This is a genomic window from Streptomyces sp. NPDC090108 (assembly GCF_044747185.1).
GTDB lineage: Bacteria > Actinomycetota > Actinomycetes > Streptomycetales > Streptomycetaceae > Streptomyces.
On record NZ_JBIVDQ010000003.1, the window covers coordinates 226,035 to 244,947 of the forward strand.

Sequence of the window (18,913 nt, forward strand, 5' to 3'; positions counted from 1 at the left end):
GACGATGAAACCCGGGCTCGGACCGTACGACTGACCGGACATGGCGGCTCCCCCCGTCAACTGCCCGCGTATGTCTGCGGATCGGCAGTGTAGGACCGTGGAAGCGCGCCCGACAGAGGGCGCGTGCACGGCGGCTCCGCGGCGGGCCGGACGGTCCGTTCGACGGACCGCCGTCGCGGCGGCGCACGGCGGGCAGCGCGCGGCGTCAGCGCTGTTGCGAAGCGGCGAGGGTGTGCACGGTGTCCGCCGTCTGCTCGTACAGCCGTCGGTAGAGTCGGTACAACTCGTCGTATACGGCGGCCTGTTCGCGGCGCGGGTGGACCGTCTCGCGTACGGGGTTCCAGTCGTCCACGCGGGCCTCGCCGACGGTCTGCGCGGCGAGCAGGGCGTCGCCGTAGGCGGCTCCGAGGGTGACCGCGCGTACTTCCTGCGGGAGGCCGGTGATGTCGGAGACGATCTGCGGCCACAGCGGGCCCTGGGTGCCGCCGCCCACGGCGACCACGCGGCGGATGTCTCCCCCGGCCGCCTCGATCGTCTCGACGTTGTGGCGGACGCCGAACCCGGTGGCCTCCAGCGCGGCCCGGTACAGGTCGGCGCGGGTGTGCGACAGGGTCAGTCCGGCGATGACGCCGCGCGCGTCGGGATCCATGAGCGGGGTGCGTTCACCGGCGAAGTAGGGGAGCATCAGCAGGCCGTTCGCGCCGGGCGGAGAGGCGGCCGCCTCGCGGCTGAGCGTGGCGTGGTCGGCGCCGGCGGACAGGTCGCGCAGCCAGTCGGTGACCGCTCCCGAGGTGGCCATGCCCCCGGCCAGGTTGCGGGTGCCGGGCAGGGCGCCGACCGTCCCCCACAGGGCGGGACTGGTGAGCGGCCGGTCCACGGTGTGGAGCAGGAACATGGTCGTGCCATACATGAGCATCAGGTCGCCGGTGTGGTGGGCGCCTACGCTGAGGGCCTCGGCCCAGGCGTCGATCGTGCCGGTGGTGACGGGGATCCCGGCCGGGAGACCGGTCTCCCGGGCGGCCTCGGGCGTCACGGTGCCCGCCGGTTCGCCGGACCAGCGCAGTGGCGGCAGGTCGAGGCCGGGGGCGACCTCGGCGGCCCAGGGGGCGTACCACCGGTGCGCGTGGGTGTCGTACAGCGGGGTGCACTGGCTGGCCGAGTGGTGGTCCAGCACATAGGCGCCGGTGAGCTTGCCGACCAGCCAGCCGGCGGTGGTGTAGAGGCGGCGGGCCCTGGCGTAGACGCCGGGTTCCTCCTCCGCGATCCAGGCGATCTTCGGCCCGGCGGCCTGGGTGCTCAGGGCGGAGCCGCAGCGCCGGACGATCTCCTCGGCGCCGAGCCGCTCCTCGATGTGCCGGATCTGGCGGACCGAGCGGGTGTCCACGCCGTAGAGGACGGCGGGGCGCAGCGGCTCGTCGTCCTCGTCGGTGAGCAGGACGCAGGGGCCCATCCCGCTGATCCCGACGGCGACGACGTCGGCGTCGCCGGGGCCGGTGAGCTCACGGGTCAGAGCGACGCACTCGCGCCACCACACGCGCGCGTCCATCTCGAAGCGTCCGGGGGCCGGCCGGTCCGGGGTGTGCACCCGTACGGCCGAGCGGATCACCTCGCCGTCCAGGCCGACCAGGACGCCCTTGCTGCCGGAGGTCCCGATGTCCACTCCGATGACTGCGTCGCGGGGCATGGCGAGGACGCTCGCAGAGATCATCGGCGGGGTCAAGGGAGCCGGGCGGCGTGGCCCGGCGTCGATCCGGCACCCGGCGGGACGACGTCGTGGGCGGTCGGGCGCAGCGCCGGACCGGCCGGCTCACGGGACCGTGCGAGGCTGCGGGCGCAGGCGGCCGGTCCGGGTGACGGCCGGGCGGCCCGGCGGGCTTCACGGGACACTTGTCGGGACGCGACCGATCGGCAGGGCGGGAGGCGATGAGCGGTGATCGCCGTCAACCCCACGGACAGCGGCTCGCTGCTGGCCGCCTTCGGCGCCATCGGGGTCCTGGTGGTCATCTTCGCGGAGTCGGGCCTGCTCGTCGTCGGGTTCTTCCTGCCCGGGGACACGCTGCTGTTCCCGGCCGGTGTGCTGTGCGCGGGCCACGGCGACCAGGCACCGCGGCTGGAACTGTGGCAGGTGCTGCTGTGCGCGGCCGTGGGGTCCGTCGCCGGCGCGCAGGTCGGCTATCTGCTCGGACGGCACGGCGGGCGGGCGCTGCTGACCCGTACCTCCAGCCGCCGGGTGAAAGAGGGCGCGGCCCGCGCGGAACGGCTCCTGGCCCGCTACGGCTACCGCAAGGCACTGGTGATCGGCCGGTTCGTGCCGATGGTCCGTTCCGTGCTGCATCCGGCGGCGGGCGCCCTCGGCGTGCCCGTGCGCACGTTCACCGTCTGGCAGACGGTCGGCGGCCTGCTGTGGTCGCAGACCATGGTGCTCGCCGGCTATCTGCTGGGGTCGTCGGTGTCCGGAGTCGAGAACTACCTGCTGCCGCTGGTCGCCGTGATCGTCGTCCTCTCGCTGCTCCCGCTGGCGGTGGAGGCGTACCGCACCCGGCACACCCGGCGGGCCGAACGGGAGGAATGAGCGGAGCCCGTGCGACGCGGCCCGCGAGGAGCGCCGCCGGGAGAACCGGGCAGGGCGCGACCGGACCGTGCGGCACCGGACCGGGGAGGACCGCACCAGGGAGGACCGCATCGGGGAGGACCGCATCAAGGAGGGCAGCCGCCGCGGACCGGTGTGCGCCTGCCCGGCCCGGGTGCGCTGGACGGGCCGCTTTCCCCGGCGGCGCTTACCGTTCTCTAGACGTGACCCACGGTCGCGATCCGACTGCGGAGCGAGAGGAGGTGGGCGGAGTGGGGCGGTGGTGGGGGCGTCGGCACCGGGGCGCGGACGCGGGCCGTGAGGCGCGGAAGGGACGGCCGGACGGCTCGGCGGGGCCCGGCGACGGCACCGCTTCCGGGTCCGGCGGGACGGTGGTCGAGCACACCGTGCCCTGGCTGCGGGTCACCGCCGCGTACTCCTGGCGCCTCATCCTCGTCGGCATCGTCGTCTACGGCGTCTTCACGGTCCTCGGCCGCTTCCAGCTGATCGCCGTGTCCCTGTTCCTCGCGCTGATCATCACCTCCGTGCTGCGTCCGGTCGCCGATCTGCTGGACCGGGTGCTGCCCCGGCCGCTGAGCGTCGCCCTCGCGCTGATCGGCAGCATCCTGCTCATGCTGGGCCTGCTCGCGCTGGTGGGAAACGCGGTGGCCGGCGAGTCGGACCGGCTGGCCGGGGAGTTCCGGGGCGGGGTGCACCGGGTCGAGACCTGGCTCCAGCGGCCGCCGTTCCGGCTGAGTCCCGGGACGCTGTCCGATCTGCAGGGCCAGCTGACGGACTACATCTCCTCGCACCGGGCGGGTCTGCTCAGCACCGCCGTCTCCGGCCTCGGCCGGATCGTGGAGCTGATCACGGGCGGCGCGCTCGCGCTGTTCGCGTCCGTCTTCTTCATCCACTCCGGTGAGCACATGTGGTGCTGGGCGCGGGAGCAGTTGCTGCCGCGCGGCGCGCGCCGGGCCTGGGACCGGGCGGGCCACGCGGCCTGGCGGACGTTCTCGGGGTACACGCGCGGCATCATCATCGTGGCCGCGACCAACGCCGTGCTGGTCGGCATCGCGCTGTTCGCCCTGCGGGTTCCGCTCGCGCTGCCGCTGACGCTGCTGGAGTTCTTCGCCGCGTTCGTGCCGCTGGTGGGCTCCCCGGTCGCGCTCGGGGTGGCCACGGTGGTCGCCCTGGCCGGGCGGGGACCGTTCACGGCGGCCGCGGTGGTGGTGCTGATCGTCCTCATCGGCCAGTTGGAGGGGCATGTGCTGCACCCGCTGGTGATGAGCTGGGCCGTCCGTCTGCACCCGCTCGTCGTGGCCGTGTCCGTCATCGCGGGCAGCATCGTGGCGGGGGTGATCGGTGCCGTGGTGGCGGTGCCGTTCGTCTCCGTGGTCTGGGCGGTGCTGGGCGCGCTGCGGGCTCCTCCGGAGGCGGATCCGCGGCCGGACGGGGAACCGGATCCCCCGGCACGGCCGCCGCCGGAGCACCCCTCGGATCCGTCCCGGGCGCATCCGAAGCCGACGGCGAAGGCGGCCACGAGGTCCGGGGCCGCGAGCTGACGGCACGGCGGACCCCGGCGCGACCGGTTCCCTCGTGGCGGCCGCCCCGCGACCGGCCGGGGAGGCTCACGGACGCCGGGGCGGCGCCTGCTCCCCCGTTCCGGGGAGAGCGCGCCGCCGTCGGGCGGGTTCCGGGGCGACGGCCTTCCGCCGGCCGCGGGTGAAGCGCCGCCGGAATCCGGCGTACCGGCTCAGGGCGCGATCGGAAGTCCGCGCTTGTGCCCGGTGAGGCGGTAGCGGGAGACGATGGCCTGGAAGGCGGGCTCCGCGACGGGCTTGCCCTCCAGCAGGTCGTCGATGTCGTCGTACGTGACGCCGAGCGCCTCCTCGTCGGGCTTGCCCGGGGCGAGGGTCTCCAGGTCCGCGGTAGGGGTCTTCCACACGAGGTCGGACGGCGCGCCCAGGGCCTCGGCCACGGACCGCACGCGGCGCTTGGTGAGACCGGTGAGCGGAACCACGTCGGCCGCGCCGTCGCCGAACTTGGTGAAGAAGCCGGAGATCGCCTCGGCCGCGTGGTCGGTGCCGACGACCAGGCCGTTGTGCGCGCCCGCCACCGCGTACTGGGCGATCATGCGCTGGCGGGCCTTGATGTTCCCGTGCACGAAGTCCTGGTGATGCGCGTCACGGAAGTCGGTGCCGCCGGCCACGACCGCGTCCATGGCGGCGTCGCTCGCGGGCTTCACGTCGACGGTCAGGGTCCGGTCGGGCCGGATGAAGTCCAGCGCGCGCTGGGCGTCGGCCTCGTCCGCCTGGACGCCGTAGGGCAGGCGCATCGCGTAGAAGGTGGCGTCGTGGCCCGCCGCGCGGACGCGCTCGACGGCGAGCTGGCACAGCCGGCCGGCCGTCATGGAGTCCACGCCGCCGCTGATGCCCAGCACCAGCGAGCGCAGGCCGGTGGAGGTCAGCTGCTCGGCCAGGAAGGCGACGCGGCGCTCGGCCTCCCGCTCGGCCTCGAAGGACTCGGTCACCTGGAGATCCCGGGCGATCTCCTGCTGCAGCGACGTGGACGCCAGGTCGGTCACGGTCGTTCCTCATCCTTCCGCGGTGCCGGCGGGGCCGTCCGAGCCGTGTCGGTGCGCGCCGTCACCCGTGGTCGTCATCGGGCTGGACGCCCGTTTACCTGAGCAAGGGTATGCCGAACGCCGTCCGGGCCGGTCGCGGCCCCCGCCCGCGTCCCGTCCCCGCGGGCCCGGCGGGCGGCGGGCGGCGGGCGGCGGGCGGCGGGCGGCGGGCGGCGGGCGACCGAGCCGGCCCGGGGTACCGGGGCGTTGTCAGTGGCGGGTGGCAGGCTTTCCCCATGGTGATCGACGGGTACGACGACGACTGCGTGGTGGCCGGGGAGGAACTGCTCGGCCTGCCGGGGTTCTGGGCCGCCTACCTGCTGATGCTGTGCCGGCGGGACGAGGAGCGGGGTGAGCCGTCGCCGGAGTGGTTCGGCGCGGACGCGGCCGACGTGGACGCGGCCTCGGACGCGCTGTCGGACGCCGGGCGGTGGCCGGCGCTGCGGATACCGTTCGCCGACGGGCACACCGCGGTCGTGCTCGGCCGGAACTTCGAGGACGACCCGGGAACCGAGTACTTCGTGGTCCACCCGGAGTGGAACAGGCCGGGCCACCTGGCCACGATCGACGGACACGACTCCGGCCCGGGTCTCGCCTGGCGCGAACTCCTGCACATCGCGCGCACCGTGGCGGCCGGCGCGCCCGGCACCCACGACGCGCACGCCCGGCTGCTCCTGCTGCTGCCGGCGCTGGGGGACAGCGAGCTGCCCGGCGACGCGGTCGGCGTCGTCGGGCGGGCACTGGCGTGGGCCGGGGTGCCCGTCGCCGACAGCACGTGGCTTGCGGCCCATCTGCTCGACCACACCTGGTTCGCTCCCGCCACGTGGTCCCTGCCCGGGTCCTCACCGCTGACGGGGGGTGAGGACCCCTACGAGGGCATCCTGGTGTGCGACGGCACGCTGAGCCCGCGCCACGGGATGCGGCTGGCGCAGGGCATATCGCGGGAGCACAGCGACCGGCTGGCCAGGGCGCTGGGCACCTGGACGGGCGCCTGAACGCGGCCTGCCGCCTCAGGCCTTGGCGAAGGCCCGCACGTCGTCGGCGGAGCCGCGGAACCGGTCACGGTCGCCGACCGTCGGGCCCGTGGACGTGTACTGCCACATGGTGTAGGCGCTCCAGCCCGCCGGGAGCGTCCCGGCCGTGGAGGCATAACGGGCGATCCACAGGGGGTTGGCGCCGAATCCGCTGTAGTTGCCGGTGCAGTCGCTCCACCAGGTGGTGGCGGTGTAGATGACGGCGGCGCGGCCGGTGCGCTTCTTGTAGCGGTCCAGGAAGTCGCGGATCCAGGTGACCATGGCGCTCTTGGACTTGCCGTAGCAGGAGCTGCCGTACGGGTTCCACTCGATGTCGAGGACTCCGGGCAGGGTCCTGCCGTCGCCGGACCAGCCGCCGCCGTGGTCGACGAAATAGTCGGCCTGCGTGGCGCCGCCCGTGGTGTCGGGGGTGGCGAAGTGGTAGGAGCCGCGGACCATGCCGACGCCGTACGGGCCGTCGTACTGCTGGGTGAAGTAGGGGTTCTTGTAGTACGTCCCCTCCGTGGCCTTGGTGTACGACCACTTGACGCCGTCGCCCCACAGCTTCTTCCAGTCGACGTCGCCCTGGTGGCTGGAGACGTCCACGCCCTCGGCCGTGGAGGCGCGGGCGGCCTGGGGCGACCGGGCGCCGGGAGCGGCGCCGTCGTGGGCCAGGACACCGACGCCCATGTAGGCGCTGCCGCGCGGGGGTGTCCGCCCGCCGGAGTCCGGCGCGGCGGTGGCGGTCGGCAGACAGAGCAGGAGGCCGGTCAGAACACCCGTCAGGACGGCGAGGGGGCGCCGGCGCGCGCGGAGACCGCGGTGGGGGGACATGTTTTTTCGCACGCTGTCCATATGACACGCCGCCGGTGCCTGCCGCACTCCGGATTCACCCCTGAGAAGAGCCGACGGGCCGCAGGTTGGTCCGTGTGGGTGGCGCAGGCCGCCGGTGTGCGGGGGCGCGGTGCACCGGGAGCCGGGAGGTGCGGGAGCCGTGGGCGACGCCTCAGGGGCGCCGCCCACGACCGTCGGGACTGGGCCGTCCGGGTCAGCCGTCGATGCGGTGCTGGGTCCAGAACGAGGTCAGGTCGGTGCTCGTGGCGGCCTGGGCCGCGGCCTTGAACTCGGCCGTGGTCGAGACGCCGTACCAGTGCGCGGTGGCGTAGTCCTTGAGCAGCTTGGCCATGACCGTGTCACCGAGGAGACGGCGCAGATCGTGCAGGGCGCACTTGCCGTAGCCGTAGACGACGGTGGAGTAGCGACTGGAGTGCGCGTCCCAGTAGGCCATGGAGTTGGTGATCTTCTCCGAGCTGGAGGACCAGGAGACGTTGCTCCAGCAGTTGGTGCCGGTCAGCCCCTGCGCCAGGTCGGTGGCGTAGTCGGTGAACGCCTCGTCGAGCCACGGGCTGTTGTACTCGTCGTCGCCGACGATGCCGTACCACCACTGGTGGCCGATCTCATGGGTGAGGGCGGTGGTGCTGACCAGGTCGAGGACGAACCCGGGGTACTCCATGCCGCCGAACCAGTAGTTGTTGTCGATGACGGCGTCCAGCTCGCCGTACGGGTAGGCCCCGAAGCGTGCCGCGTGCGCGTCCACCGCGGACTTGGCGGTGCTGAGCATGGACTGGGCGCTGGAGGAGCTGATGCCCGAGACGGAGTACACGTTGACGGGTACTCCGGCGGAGGAGGTGCCGGAAATCTTGCTGAACGGGCCGGAGCCCCAGGCGAAGTCGCGGACCTTGGACGCGGTGGCGGTGGTGACGGTCCGGCCGCTCGTTCCCGGGGTGTCGGTGGAGGTGCCGGTGGCCGGGACCAGCAGCGAGGACGGATGGTCGAGGGTCACCCGGAAGTCGGCGGCGAGGGAGTAGAAGGACTCGCCGTTGTTGGTGTACGGGTCCAGGTGCCAGCCCGCGCCGTCACGCACCGCGAGGACGGGCAGGGCGTTGCCGATGTTGCTGAACGCGCCGTCGTGGCCGAAGCGGTCGGCGCCGCTGGGCACGGTGATGCCGAGGTCGAAGCCGATCGTGGTGCTCTGCCCCTGGTTCAGCGGGGTCGGCAGGGTGATCTTCAGGGCGGTGCAGTTCACCGAGAGGGCACCGGCGGTGCCGCCGGTGACGTTGGTGACCGTGATCGGCATCGCCGAGCAGGTGCCGTGGTAGTTGTCCCACAGCCGCAGGTAGACCTCGTTCAGCGCGGACGCGGAGGCGTTGGTGAAGGACACGCTCTCGTGCCCGTTCCAGACGAAACCGTTCGTGTCGCTGCTCAGGTTCACGGTGTAGGAGGGCGCGGCCGGTGTCCGGGTCGAGTCGGCCGGGGGCGGGGTGCTGTCGCCGGAGGTGTCGAGGGCGATGTCGTCCAGCACGAAGCTCGTCCTGAGGCTGGAGTCCTCGGTCCCGGTGAAGGACAGGGTCACGGTCTGGCCCGCGAACGAGGACACGTCCAGCGACTTCTGCACGTAGCCGGTGTTCTTGTCCAGGTTCGAGTAGGTCGCGAGGGTGGTGCTGCCGATCTTCGCCGTGAGCTTGTCGTAGGCGGTGGACGACGTCGTCTCGGTGGTGTCGATGTGCAGCCAGAAGGTGAGGGTCGCGCTGCTGCAGCCGCCCGGGATCGTGACGCTCTGCGAGAGGGTGTCGGTGTGGGTGCTGCCGACGCCGTCGAGCCAGGCGAACGTGGTTCCGCCGTGGGCGCTCTCGCCGGTGCGACTGGTGATCACACTGGTGGAGGACGCGCTCCACGGCGATGTGCCGTTCTCGAAGCCGCCGTTGGTGACCGCCTGCGCCGGGGTGCAGGCCGCGGCGACCGGGGCCGGGGCGGACCGGGCCGCCTCGGAGGTCCGGGCGGCCGCGGGGGTTGCGGGGAGGGAGAGGGCGGCCAGCGCGGCGACGACGAGCGCGCCGGCGCCGAATGCCCTGTGGGGGGTCGATCTCACACGCTGCTCCTTTACGGAGGCCGGGGTCTCCCGGCCTGCTCGATGGCCGCCCGGCCGGCAGGGGTTCGCCGGGGCGGCCGTGGATTGCGGTTGCGCGATCGCTGTTCTCGAAAGGGCCGCGCCCTCATGGGGTCGGGGCGACGGCTGTCGAAAGAGTGACAGATTTGAACAGGGCATGCCAGAAGGGGAAGGTAAGTGAGGGACCGTGCTCCTGATGCCGGGCACCTCCCGGCCTCGCGGGCTCTTCCCCGGCTCCCGGGCTCTGCACCCTCGCCTCCCCCGGTTCCGGGCTCCCTTCTTCTACCCCCCGCCGGTCCCCGGCTCCTCCTCCCCGCCGCCCGGGTCAGTCCGCGCCGAGCACCATGAAGACCGCGCGCAGACGGGTGCCGTCCGGGGCCGCCCAGCCGCCGGCGACATGACCGACCGCGCCCTGTGCGGGCAGCGGCGGGTTCCCGGCGGCGGGCGTCAGGACGCGGTGGACGCGCAGCGTCGTGCCGGCCGGCACGGGAAGGCGGGTACCGCTCTCGTCGTCGGCCGGGGACGGGGTGAACGCGGTGCGCGGGAGGGGGCCGCCGCTGTGGCCGCGGGTCACCTCGTCGTCGGGGGTGTCGGAGACGCTCTGGGCCATGGCCGGTGCCCTGCCCTCGATCAGGGCGAGCAGTTCGGTGGCGAGCACCGGGTCGTGGCAGCCGTCGTAGACCCAGCGCTTGCCGAGCACCCCGTGTTCCAGGGTGCCGACGAGGCCCTGTCCGGCGCCTTCCAGCGGCGCGCCGCGATAGGTCAGCGGGACCAGGTAGGCGGTCGGCTCGGGGCCGGCGGTGTCGGTGACCACCATGAACTCGATGCCGACCTCGCCCTCCGGGTCGTCCAGCCGGAAGCCACCGGACTTCTCCAGCACGGGCACCGCGGAGCCGCCCCGGTACCAGGGGCGGCCGGGCAGCCAGTCGGTGAGGAGTTCGACCTTGGTCGGCGTGAGCGTGGTGCGGTGGATGACGGCCATGAGGCGGACTCCCCTGATCGGCGCGGGTCTGTCCCGGCAGCCTTCCACATCCACCGCCCCGCTCAGCCCACCGCCCCCACCAGGGCGGGAGTCAACTCCGACCAGGGGTTGGGCGGTTCGCCCGTGACCGGTCCGCAGACCCCGGCACCGCGCTCGTGCGCGGTGCGCACGGCGAGCGGTACCAGGGCCTCGGGCACCCCGTAGACGAGGTGGCAGAACCGGTCGGGCGCCCTGCGTGCCGCCCAGGCCGGCCGGGTGAACGCCGAGACGTACGTGGACCAGTGGCCCTCGAACGTGACGGTCAGATCGGCGAGCCGGAGGTAGCCGGGCGCCGGGTGGACGCCCGGGTTGAGGACCACGGGGTCCGCGCCGAGCCGCCGCAGGTCCCTGACCAGGCGGCGGCAGGCGGGCAGGCCGTCCCGGGTCGCGGTGACCCGGTCGAGGAAGCAGCCGTCGGTGGCGTACCACTCCTGGTGGCGGCGCAGGTCCGCGGCGATGTCGGCGTGCTCGCGCAGGCCGTAGTCGGTGTCGACGTAGCCCAGCAGCCGGGCACCCGCCGCGCGCAGGGCCCGCGCGACGGCGGTGAAGGCGGGATCGGGGCCGTCGCCGGGACCGCTCGCGGGGTTGAGGACCACCGCGTAGGTGCGCGTGGCGGCGCCGATCAGGCGGTGCCAGGCGCCGGGGTCCTCGGCCGGGTGCACATAGAGGGGTATCAGCAGGGTCACGGCACGCGCTCGCTCACGGCCGTGGCGGCCCACAGCGCGTCGAGGGAGTCGTCCAGGCCGTGCGCGGGCCGCCAGCCGAGCGCGCGTCCGGCCGAGGTGATGTCGGAACACTGCCACGACACCGGCGCGGACCGCGCCGGGCCGCGGTCGTCCTCCTCCAGCCGTCCGCGGAACCCCGCGCGGCGGGCCAGCCCCCGGACCAGTTCGCGCACGGGGACGGCCGCTCCGCCGCCGATGTTGAGCACGGGCGGCAGGGGGCCGGGAACGGAGACGGCGAGCACGACCGCCCGGGCGAGATCGCGTACGTCCACGAAGTCGCGGTGGGCGGACAGGTCGCCGAGCCGCAGCACCGCTCCTGGTTCCGTCCCCGCGGTCCGCAGCAGCGAGGACAGCCGTCCGGGCAGGCTCGTGGCGGGTGCTCCGGGGCCCACCGGGTTGCCGACGCGGAGCACCACGCCGTCGAAGGCCGCCGAGGTCACCGCGACCGTACCGGCCAGTTTGGTCACGCCGTACGGGGTGACGGGGCAGGCGGGTGCCGTCTCGGTGACCGGGGTGCCGGGGGCGCCCGGTCCGTACTCGGCGGCCGAGCCGAGATGGACCAGGCGGGCCGAGGGCGCCGCCTCGCGGAGCGCGGCGCACAGGGCGGCGGGCCCACGGGCGTTGACCTCGGCGAGCGTCACCGGATCACCGCCCGTGGCGCCCGCGCAGTTGACCACGGCGTCCGGCGCGGCCGCGGCCAGGACCGCGGCGAGCCGCTGCGGCGGGTCGGTGGCGAGGTCGGCGGGGTACCGGGCGGCCGAGGAGCGGCCGGCGGCGAGGATCTGCGCGCCGGGGAGGGCGCGCAGCCCCTCGGCCACGTGGCGGCCCAGGTATCCGGAGCCGCCGAGGACGAGAATGCGCATGTGGTACTCAGGCTCCCTTGAGCAGAAGCGACTTGCGGGTGGTGAATTCGGCGTTCGCCCGGTCGTAGTCGTCGGGGCGTCCGATGTCGAGCCAGTACCCGTCGAACTCGTAGGCGTGCGGCGGGTTCTGGGTCCGGAGCAGATCGAGGACCAACTCGTCGAAGCCGAGGGGCAGTCCGGGGGTGTAGCCGTCGAGGGTGGTACGGCTGACGCCGTAGACCCCCATGGAGACGCGGTAGTCCATGCTCGGTTTCTCGGTGAAGGCGACGACCTTGCTCGCGTCGGTGGTGAGCACCCCGAAGTCGATGTGCACCTTGCGGGCGTACGTGGCGATGGTGAGCGGGGCGCCGGACGCCTCGTGCCGTCTCAGGACGTCGGCGTAGTCGAGGTCGGTGAGGACGTCCCCGTTCATCACGAGGAAGGTCTCGGGCAGCCGGTCGCGCAGGGAGAGCAGCGGGCCCATGGTGCCGAGCGGGCTGTCCTCGGTGGCGTAGTCCACCTTCATGCCCCACTGGGAGCCGTCGCCGACGTACGCGCGGATGATCTCGCCGAGGTGGCCGATGGCCAGGGTGCAGCGGTTGAAGCCCGCGGCCGACAGCTGGCGCAGCACGATCTCCAGGATGGCGTGCTGGTCGCCGATGGGGACGAGCGGCTTGGGCAGGGCGGTGGTGTAGGGGCGCAGCCGGACGCCCTTGCCTCCCGCCAGGATCACGGCGTGCATGGGGTTCCTCCTTCAGGGACGTTGCGGGTGTGCGGACGGGTGGTGCGGGTCAGATGTTGTAGATGCCGGTCTTGTAGCGGGCCAGGTTGGCCGGGTCGCGGAAGAACTCCACGGTCCGCGCGAGGCCTTGTTCGAGGCTGTGGGCGGGCTGCCAGCCGGTGGCCGCGGTGAGCCGGGAGGCGTCGGCGACGAGCCGCATCACCTCGGAGCCGGCGGGCCGGACGCGCTCGGGGTCGGCGCGGACGTCGAGCGGGGTGTCCATCACCTTGCCGATGAGCGCGACGAGGTCTCCGACGGAGATCTCCTCGCCCGTACCGGCGTTGAAGGTGCGGCCGACGACCTTCTCGGCGGACGCGGTGCCGACGGCGAGGAAGGCCCGCGCGGTGTCCTCGGCGTAGGTGAAGTCACGCGTGGGACGCAGGTCGCCGAGGGTGAGGGTGCGCTCCCCCGCCGCGACCTGGCCGATGACGGTGGGGATGACCGCGCGCATGGACTGGCGGGGCCCGAAGGTGTTGAAGGGCCTGAGCGTGACCACGGGGGTGGCGAAACTGGCGTGGTAGCTGTCGGCCAGCCGGTCCCCGCCGGCCTTCGAAGCGGCGTACGGGGACTGGGTGTTGATGGGGTGGTCCTCGGTGATGGGCACGGTCAGCGCGGTGCCGTAGGTCTCACTGGTGGAGGTGTGCACCAGTCGGGGCGTGCCGAGTGCGCGGACGGCTTCGAGCACGTTGAGGGTGCCGGTGACGTTGGTCTCCACGTAGCTGTGCGGGGCCCGGTAGGAGTACGGGATCGCGATCAGCGCGGCCAGGTGGTAGGCGACGTCGGCCCCTTCGAGCAGGCCGCGGACCGAGCCCGGGTCGCGCACGTCACCGAGGACGATCTCCACCTGGTCCAGGACGTCCGGGGCGAGGGTCTCCAGCCAGCCGTAGGAGGAGAAGGAGTTGTACTGGGCCATGGCCCGTACCCGGTGTCCGGAGACGACCAGGGCCTCGGTGAGATGCGAGCCGATGAAGCCTTCGGCCCCGGTGACGGCGGCGAGCGGTGCGGAGGTCAACTCGGTTTTCCTTCCGGTTGGTTGCACAGGTGTGGCGTGAACGGACGCGGTGCGCACGGGCGCGGTGGGTGTGTCAGGCGTGCCGGGCCGGGCGGCCGAGGAGGCGCACCGCGCACAGCAGCAGGCAGAGTTCGGCGGCGGCGCAGCACAGGGGCAGCCCGGGGATCCCCGGTGGCAGGCGGGGCGCGGCGGCCGCCGCGGCGGTGACCGCCGCGGCGAGACAGACGGCGGCCGGGGGCCACGCCGCGCCGAAGGCCTGGAGGAGCAGCGCGGTCCACAGGGTGGCGGCGAGGAGCAGCAGGGTGACCGGGCCGGAGCCGGTGAGGAGCGCCGCGGGCAGCAGCGGCAGGAGATAGCCGAGCAGGCACAGTCCGAGCACGCCGGTGGAGCGCAGCAGGAATCCGGCGGGCCCGGCGGCGGCGCGCAGGGCGGCGACCGACAGGCCGCGGTAGCGGTAGAGAAACCATTCAGCCGGGCCCATGCTGACGGTCAGCACGATCACGGCGTACGGCTCCTGCCGTCCCTCCAGCAGCACGAGCAGGCCCGCGGCCAGTCCGAACAGCCCGTACGGCAGGGAGTCCAGCAGCGCGGGCCGCCCGGCGTCCGGCACGGCCGGGGCGGTGCGGGCGGCGCGGAGCGCCACTCCTGCGGCGGCGAGCACCGCGAGCAGCGCCGCGAGGGGCAGCCCGGTCCGCAGCCAGGGCCCCGGTTCCCACCAGGGCAGCACGGCGGCACCGGCGATCAGCGGGGTGAGCGCCGCGAACAGCAGGCGTTCCCGGGCGAGGACGAGCAGGACGCCCGCCGCCGCGAGGTACAGCGACTGGGCCGCGACCGCGAGGAGCGCCGCCCCGGTCCCCGCGGGCAGGGCGGAGTCCCACGCGGCCGGACCGGACGTGACGGTCGCGCGCAGGGCGGTCCAGGGCAGGGCCGCGCCGGACAGCACGGCGGTGGCCGTGGCGAGGAGGGCGCCGAGCGGCGCACCGGTGAGCAGGGTGCGGGCCGCCTCGCGGCGCCCGGTGGCCATCCGCAGATGGGCGCGGTGGCCGAGGCCCTGTCCCCACGCCCAGGAGACGAGTCCGGCCACGATCAGCCCGGGCGCGTGCCGGCCCGGGTGCCACAGGGGCGCGGTGAGGAGGTAGGCGAGTCCGGGCAGGGCGAACAGGATGCCGCGCAGCAGGCAGCGGACCGTGTCGGGGCGCCAGGGGTCGGCAGCGGGCGCCGGTTCGGGGAACGTGCGGGGCACCTGGTCGTACAGGGCGGCGGCGAGGGAGAACAGACCGGGGTGGCCGTAGCGTTCCCTGATCAGGTCGGCGGTCAGGCCCTCGGCCTCCAGCAGGGCGGCGACCTCGTACGGGTGGACGGCGGGCCCGATGCGGTCGGCGAGTTCGGCGGCGAGCCGGCTGACCTCCTCGCCGCCGCGCCCGTCGGCCCGCGGGGCGGGTGTGCCGTCGTCACCGTGTCCGGCGGGCCACGGGACGAGCGTGCCGTCGTCGCCGTGTCCGGCGGGCCGCGGAACGCGCCTGCCGTCGTCGCCGCGGCGCCGGGCGGGTGTGCCGGCGAGCCGGAGGGCGAGGGTGTCCTGTTCGGTTCCACCCGGTTCGAGGGCCATCGGTCCGCTCATCCGACCAGACTCCCCGCGCCGGTGGCGACGTCCCGCACGGGGATGTTCTCGGCGGGCGGCGCCGTGAACGTCTCCGCGCGGAGGGAGAGGTCGAGGTAGACGGAGCGGAAGGTGTCGATGGTCTGGCGCAGGGTGAACTGCTCGATCACGCGCAGCCGTGCCGCCTCCCCCATCGCCCGGCGGCGTACCGGGTCGGCGAGCAGGTCCAGGGCGGCGGCCGCCATGGCGGCCGGATCGCGGGGCGGGACGACGAGCCCGGTGTCGCCGACGGCCTCGCGGACGCCGCCGACGTCGGTGGAGACGGTGGCCCGGCCGCAGGACATGGCCTCGATGAGGGTGAACGGGAAGCCCTCGCTGATGCTGGAGAGCATCACGACGTTGCCGGCCGCGTAGGCGTCCTTGATGTCGTCGACGCGGCCCTCGAAGGTGACGGCGTCCGCGTGGCCCAGTTCGGCGGCCAGTGCCTCACAGCGTTCGCGGTAGGCCTCGCCGCCCCGGGGTGTGCCGCCGAACAGCCGCAGCCGGGCCTCGGGTTCCCGGTCGCGGACGAGGGAGAAGGCACGGATGAGGGTCTCCAGGTCCTTGATGGGGTCGACGCGGCCCGCCCAGCTGAGGGTGGGCGCGGCGGGCTCGGGTCCGGCCGGCGGGAAGGCCGCGGGGTCGACGCCGTTGTAGACCGTGCGGATGGCCGCCGGGTCGGCGCCGCCCTCCTCCTCCCACAGCCGGTTGTAGCGGTTGCCGGGGGTGATCAGGGCGGCCCGGCGGTAGCTCTCCTCGGCCAGCAGCCGGAAGAAGCCGAGGACGACGGCCTTCACCGGCCAGCGGTACGGGGCGGTGCGGTAGCCGAGGTAGCGCTCGCGCAGGTACACGCCGTGCTCGGTGAGCAGCAGCGGGACCCCGTCCCGTTCCAGGGCGGCGAGTCCCGGCAGGACGGCGACGCCGCCGCTGACCGCGTGCGCGACCCCGTCGCCCGGCGGCCGCGCGGCGAGCGGCCGCAGGGCGTGTTCCAGCAGAGCGGTCGCGGTGACGGCGTCGTGCAGGCTGGGCCGGGCCTCGCGGACGGCGAGTCCGGGCCGGTTCCAGACGGCGGCGAGCACCGCGACGGCCTTGTCCCCGCGCAGGAAGGGGCTGAGCGTGCCGTCGCCGGCGGCGTGCGCCATCGCGTACAGGGCGGGGGCGAATCCGTCCTCGGCAGACGGGTCGAGCAGGGCGGTCAGGAACCTTTCCCAGGCGGCGGTGAGCCGGTTGCGGGCACGGCCCCGGGGCGGCCGGCCCTCGGGCGGCGCGCCCCACATGGGGACGGCGCACACGTCGCGGACATGGCCGGGCAGGTCCCAGACGACCGGTTCGCGTCCGGTGCCGGTGACGGCGATGACGTCGAAGTCGAGGTCGGGCATGCCCTGGACGAGTTGGTCGCACCATACGCTCACGCCGCCGTGGCTGTGCGGGTAGGTGCCTTCGGTGAGCAGGGTGACGCGCGTCGCGGCGAAGCCGCGCGCGCCGTCGGGAACGTGCATCGATGTGCTCCACGGCCGAGGTGTGGGGTGGTCGTGACGGCCCCGGCCGCCGGGAGGCGGCCGGGACTGCGGGCGTCGGTGCGCCGTTCAGTTGTCCGGGACGTACGGCACCCGCTCGGTCACACCCGCGGGAGTCCTGGTGCGCGGTGCGGGAGCGGTGGCCGGCCGCCGGGCGCCGGAGGGCCGGGCGGCCGGGGCGGCGGAGGGCAGGGTGAAGGTGCGCGTGGTGCCGGAGGCGGCGGTCCAGCCGGAGACCAGGCCCGCGTAGGCGCTGCCGAAGGCGGTGGTGCCGAGGGTGGTGCCGGCGGGCAGGGTCGCGGTGGCGGCGACGCCGCCGGGCGCCTGGACGGTGACGGTGTCACCGATGCGGTAGGCGGTGACCTGACCCGCGTCCACGGCCGTCTTCCACGCGGCACGGCGGCGGAGTTCGGTTCCGATGTCCTTCATGCGCAGGTTCACCAGCGGGGTGTCGGCGGCGAACAGGGCGTCGTAGCCGTCGAGCACGCCGTCCAGGACCGGGTAGGCGATGCGGTCCTCGGCGAGGTTGGACTGGTGGATGAAGTGCGGCTTGGGATCGTTGGCGAGCACATGGCCGAGGTCGATGCGGGTCTCCAGCGGCACGATGTAGCCGGCGTATCCGGTGCCGGTGTCCAGTGGGGCGGGCAGGCAGGTGCTGGTGGCGGGGTTGTCCTCGCAGATGCCGCTGCCGCCCTGGGCGCGGCTGGTGTAGATCCAGTTGTACTCGTCGACCTGTTCGGCGGTCCGGCCGGCGTTGTAGAAGACGTTCATCGGGTAGCGGGACACGGTGGTGGCGGGGCCGACCTGACGCTGCTGGGGGTCGCGGGAGTTGTCGGAGCCGAGCCAGCCGATGCCGTTGTCGGCGAGGGCCGGTGCGAGGTTGGGATTGTCCGCGGGCTGCTGCGGGAGGATCTTCAGGCCGGAGTGCTCGCCGGTGACCAGCTCGTCGTTCTCCAGGGGGAGTCCGGCGCTCTGTCCCCAGGCCCGGTTGGTGGCGATCTCGTCGTCGATGGTGCTGCGGCTGACCCATTCGATGCCGCCGCCGGCGCCGGTCCGGCAGGTCCAGGGGACGACCGTGGTGTTCTGTTCGCAGCCGAGGAAGGCGTGCGTGTAGGTGTGGTTGACCCAGCGGAACCGGTTCCGGTCGGCGACGAGTCTGTCGGCCAGCTGGTCGACGCCGTCGTTGTCCTCGCGCTGGTCGACGCTGCCGGCCCCGTTGTAGACCAGGTCGAGGGTGAAGTGGTGCTCGCTCTGCCAGGCGACGGCGTGGTCGACGTCGGCGGGGGTCATGCGGATGGGGCTCGGGGTGCCCGCCCCGTCGGCGCAGTCCACGTCGCCGGGGGTGCAGTTGAGCTGGGTGTCCCAGCGGTCGTCGGCGGCGAACACGTCGTCCACGTGCACGGCGAAATAGTTGCGGGAGGCGCCGAGGTGCACGCCGCCGGTCATCCACTCCACGATGCCCCGGGCGAGCAGCCGGAACTGCTGCTGATACTGGTTGTAGACGAAGGTGACGACGAGCTCGCGCCGCCCGTCGTGACGGTACTCGCCGACGAGTGAGCCCTGTTGCGAGCTGCCCGGGACGGTCGCCTCGACGTACGGGGTGAAGTCCGCGCCGGGGGCGGGGGCCGCCAGGTAGGCGTAACTCTCGCCGACGCTCGGCGAGTTGTCCTCGAAGGGGACGGCGCCTTCGAGGTAGCCGAAGGGGCCGGACCTGCCGGCGGCGGTCACCTGGGCCCGCACGCCGTCGACGCTGCCGCCGTACGCCGGGTACTGGAGGCCCGCTTCGGGACGGGCGTAGGTGTAGGCGTCGACCTGGGGGATCGCGTAGGCCTGCTCGTAGGCGGCGAGTGCGGCCATCTCGGTGGAGCCGGCGGCGAACGGGTTGTCGTTGGGCAGCACCACCGCCTGGAACCTGGCGCGGGGGCGCCCGCCGACGGTGTCGGAGAGGAATCCGGCGTCGATGGCGGGCCGGTCGGACCGCGTGAGGTCGACCTTGGTGAACGGGGTCCCCGCGGTGTCGAGTTCGGCCGCGATGGCGTCGGTCGCCGGACCGCCGTCGCTGACCAGCAGGACTCTCAGGTCGACACGGGGCGCCGTGGCCGCGGCCTGGGCCGGACCGGCCGGCAGGCCGAGCACGCCCATGAGCGCGCCCACCGTCAGCGCGGTGGTGCGAATCGTCCGCTTCATGCGGTGAAGTCCCCTCCCCAGGGCAGGGGTGGGCACA

General features: G+C 73.8%; 15 protein-coding genes. 3 read left to right on the forward strand and 12 right to left on the reverse strand.

The features are described from left to right. Positions 1-205: 205 nt before the first annotated feature. On the reverse strand, positions 206-1,684 hold the full coding sequence (locus ACIPRD_RS11155; protein ID WP_401562231.1) for an FGGY-family carbohydrate kinase: 1,479 nt from the start codon (positions 1,682-1,684) through the stop codon (positions 206-208). A 246-nt stretch (positions 1,685-1,930) separates the two neighbouring features. Here ACIPRD_RS11155 and ACIPRD_RS11160 point away from each other — a divergent pair, with 246 nt between their 5' ends. Together ACIPRD_RS11160 and ACIPRD_RS11165 are read left to right on the forward strand one after the other, a co-directional pair. Continuing rightward, entirely contained in the window at positions 1,931-2,572 is a 642-nt protein-coding gene (locus ACIPRD_RS11160; protein ID WP_356402863.1) for a DedA family protein, read from the forward strand. 389 nt (positions 2,573-2,961) lie between these two features. Then, positions 2,962-4,131 (forward strand): AI-2E family transporter, encoded by a 1,170-nt coding sequence (locus tag ACIPRD_RS11165; protein ID WP_401562233.1) that lies wholly within the window; start codon positions 2,962-2,964, stop codon positions 4,129-4,131. A gap of 191 nt (positions 4,132-4,322) precedes the next feature. Here the strand turns inward: ACIPRD_RS11165 and nadE are convergent, their stop codons facing one another. Then, positions 4,323-5,153 (reverse strand): ammonia-dependent NAD(+) synthetase, encoded by an 831-nt coding sequence (nadE, locus tag ACIPRD_RS11170; RefSeq protein ID WP_401562235.1) that lies wholly within the window; start codon positions 5,151-5,153, stop codon positions 4,323-4,325. 275 nt (positions 5,154-5,428) lie between these two features. On the opposite strand from nadE, the gene ACIPRD_RS11175 reads away from it, so the two are divergent. After that, the gene (locus ACIPRD_RS11175; RefSeq protein WP_401562237.1) at positions 5,429-6,187 is read left to right on the forward strand and encodes a hypothetical protein; all 759 of its coding nucleotides are present in this window, start codon (positions 5,429-5,431) and stop codon (positions 6,185-6,187) included. Positions 6,188-6,202: 15 nt separating this feature from the next. Here the strand turns inward: ACIPRD_RS11175 and ACIPRD_RS11180 are convergent, their stop codons facing one another. The 10 genes from ACIPRD_RS11180 to ACIPRD_RS11225 all read right to left on the reverse strand — a co-directional run bounded on the left by ACIPRD_RS11180 (position 6,203) and on the right by ACIPRD_RS11225 (position 18,876). Then, positions 6,203-7,039, reverse strand: coding sequence for a lysozyme (locus ACIPRD_RS11180; protein WP_401562238.1), 837 nt, complete (start codon positions 7,037-7,039; stop codon positions 6,203-6,205). Positions 7,040-7,253: 214 nt separating this feature from the next. After that, positions 7,254-9,134: a M1 family aminopeptidase gene (locus ACIPRD_RS11185; RefSeq protein ID WP_401562240.1), complete on the reverse strand. Its 1,881-nt coding sequence runs from the start codon at positions 9,132-9,134 to the stop codon at positions 7,254-7,256. Positions 9,135-9,477: 343 nt separating this feature from the next. Beyond that, positions 9,478-10,134 carry a maltokinase N-terminal cap-like domain-containing protein gene (locus ACIPRD_RS11190; protein ID WP_356402881.1) on the reverse strand — a complete coding sequence of 219 codons (657 nt, stop codon included), beginning with the start codon at positions 10,132-10,134 and terminating at the stop codon, positions 9,478-9,480. A 62-nt stretch (positions 10,135-10,196) separates the two neighbouring features. Beyond that, complete coding sequence (locus tag ACIPRD_RS11195) at positions 10,197-10,859, reverse strand: spherulation-specific family 4 protein (protein WP_401562242.1); 663 nt, start codon at positions 10,857-10,859, stop codon at positions 10,197-10,199. Further along, positions 10,856-11,761 carry an NAD(P)-dependent oxidoreductase gene (locus tag ACIPRD_RS11200; protein ID WP_356402889.1) on the reverse strand — a complete coding sequence of 302 codons (906 nt, stop codon included), beginning with the start codon at positions 11,759-11,761 and terminating at the stop codon, positions 10,856-10,858. Before ACIPRD_RS11200 ends, ACIPRD_RS11195 begins: the two co-directional genes overlap by 4 nt. Before the next feature lie 7 nt (positions 11,762-11,768). Further along, a complete protein-coding gene (locus ACIPRD_RS11205; RefSeq protein ID WP_356402892.1) occupies positions 11,769-12,482 on the reverse strand; it encodes a sugar phosphate nucleotidyltransferase in 714 nt (237 codons plus the stop codon). A gap of 49 nt (positions 12,483-12,531) precedes the next feature. After that, positions 12,532-13,533 (reverse strand): GDP-mannose 4,6-dehydratase, encoded by a 1,002-nt coding sequence (locus ACIPRD_RS11210; protein WP_401562245.1) that lies wholly within the window; start codon positions 13,531-13,533, stop codon positions 12,532-12,534. Positions 13,534-13,606: 73 nt separating this feature from the next. Next, positions 13,607-15,154: a hypothetical protein gene (locus ACIPRD_RS11215; protein WP_401562247.1), complete on the reverse strand. Its 1,548-nt coding sequence runs from the start codon at positions 15,152-15,154 to the stop codon at positions 13,607-13,609. After that, the gene (gene pelF, locus ACIPRD_RS11220; RefSeq protein ID WP_401562249.1) at positions 15,151-16,671 is read right to left on the reverse strand and encodes a GT4 family glycosyltransferase PelF; all 1,521 of its coding nucleotides are present in this window, start codon (positions 16,669-16,671) and stop codon (positions 15,151-15,153) included. Before pelF ends, ACIPRD_RS11215 begins: the two co-directional genes overlap by 4 nt. Before the next feature lie 87 nt (positions 16,672-16,758). Further along, complete coding sequence (locus ACIPRD_RS11225; protein ID WP_401562251.1) at positions 16,759-18,876, reverse strand: hypothetical protein; 2,118 nt, start codon at positions 18,874-18,876, stop codon at positions 16,759-16,761. Positions 18,877-18,913: the final 37 nt, after the last annotated feature.